The organism is Halomonas sp. 3D7M, from assembly GCF_014897885.1.
Classification (GTDB): domain Bacteria; phylum Pseudomonadota; class Gammaproteobacteria; order Pseudomonadales; family Halomonadaceae; genus Vreelandella.
The window spans coordinates 23,621-26,304 of record NZ_JABUZF010000238.1; the positions used below are offsets into that span (position 1 = coordinate 23,621).

General features: G+C 50.6%; 5 protein-coding genes. 4 read left to right on the forward strand and 1 reads right to left on the reverse strand.

Annotated features, from left to right (window positions below; translation table 11 throughout):
* Positions 1-528, forward strand: a 528-nt coding sequence (locus INT22_RS21045) for a thiolase family protein (protein WP_446718954.1), incomplete at its 5' end; no start/stop codon positions are given.
* 60 nt (positions 529-588) lie between these two features.
* Here the strand turns inward: INT22_RS21045 and INT22_RS13560 are convergent.
* Entirely contained in the window at positions 589-1,050 is a 462-nt protein-coding gene (locus tag INT22_RS13560; RefSeq protein ID WP_193060531.1) for a flavodoxin family protein, read from the reverse strand.
* Between the two features lie 81 nt (positions 1,051-1,131).
* On the opposite strand from INT22_RS13560, the gene INT22_RS13565 reads away from it, so the two are divergent.
* The 3 genes from INT22_RS13565 to INT22_RS13575 all read left to right on the forward strand — a co-directional run bounded on the left by INT22_RS13565 (position 1,132) and on the right by INT22_RS13575 (position 2,591).
* Positions 1,132-1,506 (forward strand): thiol-disulfide oxidoreductase DCC family protein, encoded by a 375-nt coding sequence (locus INT22_RS13565; RefSeq protein ID WP_193060532.1) that lies wholly within the window; start codon positions 1,132-1,134, stop codon positions 1,504-1,506.
* A gap of 28 nt (positions 1,507-1,534) precedes the next feature.
* Positions 1,535-2,098 carry a hypothetical protein gene (locus INT22_RS13570; RefSeq protein ID WP_193068419.1) on the forward strand — a complete coding sequence of 188 codons (564 nt, stop codon included), beginning with the start codon at positions 1,535-1,537 and terminating at the stop codon, positions 2,096-2,098.
* A gap of 151 nt (positions 2,099-2,249) precedes the next feature.
* Entirely contained in the window at positions 2,250-2,591 is a 342-nt protein-coding gene (locus INT22_RS13575) for a zinc ribbon domain-containing protein YjdM (protein ID WP_193059892.1), read from the forward strand.
* Positions 2,592-2,684 lie beyond the last annotated feature (93 nt).

Consider the following 2,684-nt stretch of genomic DNA (forward strand, 5'->3'; position numbering starts at 1 on the left):
GCCAGTATCGAGTCAATGGCCAGCCTCAAGCCGGTATTTGATCCTCGCAACGGTACCGTTACTGCGGGCACGTCATCTGCATTGTCGGTAGGGGCTTCGGCAATGGCTGTTATGAGCTACGAGCGCGCTCAGGCGCTGGGGCTTGAGCCGATTGCAAAAGTGCTTTCAACAGGTGTTGCAGGCTGTGATGCCTCTATCATGGGTTACGGCCCAGTGCCTGCGTCTAAAAAAGCGCTGAAAGCCGCTGGCTTGTCGGCAGCCGATATTCAAACGGTTGAGCTTAACGAAGCGTTCGCTGCACAAGGTCTGCCCGTTTTGAAAGATCTAGGCTTCCTAGATGCCATGGATGAAAAAGTAAACCTCAACGGTGGTGCCATTGCGCTAGGCCACCCGCTAGGCTGTTCGGGCTCGCGTATCTGTACGACGCTGCTTAACGTTATGCAGCAGCGCGATACTACCCTCGGCCTTGCCACTATGTGTATCGGCATGGGGCAAGGGGTTGCGACGGTGTTTGAACGACTCAAATAAACACAGCGTTTACCCACAAAACGGCACCCATGCGGTGCCGTTTTTGCGTTCAGAGCGGCATTAAAATAAACCGTTATCCAGTCCCGCTGCCATGTAAAGGCCTAGCTCTTCTACTTGGTCGGCAAAAGTGTCCTGCCATTGACCACGTAACGTTAGTGGTTCCTGAACCCAGCGCCAACGTAGTCCTGTCACAATGCTTTCTACTGCACGCCGGGTGCCGGTGCCGTCGTGTCCAGCGCGAATATAGAGCGCGCATGGAAGCCCTTGTTTCTCTTCCAATATGCTGTAGTAGCTGCGATCAAAAAAATCCTTAAGTGCACCGCTCATGTAGCCCAGGTTTTCTGTCGTGCCCAGCAAGATGCCATCGCAGGCGCGAATATCATCAGGACCAGCCTCGAAAGGCGTTTTTACTATGCAGGCAACCTGCTCAACAACGTCTTGGCTTGCGCCTCGCTGGGCGGCATCACGCAGAGTGCGTGTATTAACTGATGGAGCATGGGCAACGATTAATAGCTGTTTCATTGTAGTGCCCCTGTTAACTGGAAATTTGCGTAGTAAGCGCAAAGTGTCACACTGCTAAGTACGACTACGATGAGAGCCTATATGCCTGATAATGCCTCTATCAATGTTTTCTACGATGCTGTTTGCCCTGTTTGTCGGAAGGATCGACGTCTTTTTGAGCGTTGGGCTGGCAAGCATGGCAACGGGATTAACTGGTGTGATGTGACTGAGCATCAGCAACGATTGCGTGAAAAAGGGGTAACACCAGAAACTGCTTTACGCTCGCTGCATATCGAAAAAGCTGATGGCACGCTTATCGAAGGTATTAATGCCTACCGTTTGCTGATGATGCGTATTCCTCTGCTTGTGCCAATCGCATGGCTTATTGGCCTGCCAGGGATCAAAAAAGCATTACGCTGGTATTATGATCGCTGGGTGAGAAAGCGCCTAAAGCGGGAAGGGCGTTGGTCTGAATAAGTATGGATATTGATATAGGGAATTTATCATGAAGCAGCGTCTTCAATGGTTAGCGCCAGCATTCGCAATGTTTACTATGTTAGCGGGATGCGCTGGTCAGTCAACTTCCTCTCAAGCACCTGATGCTGCCGTTGCTCAGAAGGTTTCACCTGGCGTGGCTCAGGTATCTTCAGGAGCGGCGCAGCCAGGTTACGTAACTAACCGCCAAGTAACCGACTGGGTGCCGCCGCTATTAACCAGCCCTGAAGAGAAGGCGGCCTACTATGTTAGCCGATTGGCAGACAGGCGGTTTGTCTCGCAGTACGGCGGACAAGACAATCCCCGAACTTGGTATATTGCGGCAGAGCGGTTAGGAGAAATCGGCCTGCCCGCTGTGCCTTTGCTGTTTGCGCGACTCAATACAACCGATGACTATGAGTTGATGTTAGCCCTGTATGCGCTTCAGCTTGCCACCCAGGATCCGCTATTGATGGCAAGAACTCGAGGTGACTATATACAGTTGCCCACCGTGTTAGATGCGACGGCAAATGCTGAAAATGTGCGCATCGCGCGTCACTGGTGGCAGCAGCATTCAGCACAGCTAGGTGAGTAGTAATGCGCTGTATTGATAGCGCAAATTGGCGTATCCAACTGGAGTATTGTGCTCAAGCCGTGTAGGCTCCATCGCTTTCTAAGTTCTGTGAATGACTAAGTTCTGTGTATGACTAAGTCCTGTGTATTAGCCTGATGCGTTGGAGCCTATCATGAGTGATCTACCCAATTGTCCTGCCTGTGCCTCTGAGTTTACCTACGATGATGGGATTCAGTATGTCTGCCCGGAATGCGGCAACGAATGGTCAAAAGTAGCAGAAGAGGGCGCTGAAGCGGCTGGCTCTGGTATTCGTGATGCTAACGGCAATATGCTGGCAGATGGTGACAGCGTCACTGTCATTAAAGACCTCAAGGTCAAAGGCAGTTCGCTAGTGGTTAAGGTAGGCACTAAGGTTAAAAATATTCGTTTAGTCGATGGTGATCACGATATTGATTGCAAGGTCGACGGTATTGGGCCCATGAAGCTTAAGTCAGAGTTCGTCAAAAAAGCCTAGTACGCAAAGACATAGTACTTAAAGACATAGTACTTAAAGGCATAGTACTTAAAGGCATAGTACTTAAAGGCATAGTACTTAAAGGCATAGCGC

Excerpts from the sequence above, each read along its gene's own strand:
- INT22_RS13560 (WP_193060531.1), bottom strand. The coding sequence starts at position 1,050 with ATGAAACAGCTATTAATCGTTGCCCATGCTCCATCAGTTAATACACGC.
- INT22_RS13570 (WP_193068419.1), top strand. The coding sequence starts at position 1,535 with ATGAAGCAGCGTCTTCAATGGTTAGCGCCAGCATTCGCAATGTTTACT.
- INT22_RS13565 (WP_193060532.1), top strand. The coding sequence starts at position 1,132 with ATGCCTGATAATGCCTCTATCAATGTTTTCTACGATGCTGTTTGCCCT.
- INT22_RS13575 (WP_193059892.1), top strand. The coding sequence starts at position 2,250 with ATGAGTGATCTACCCAATTGTCCTGCCTGTGCCTCTGAGTTTACCTAC.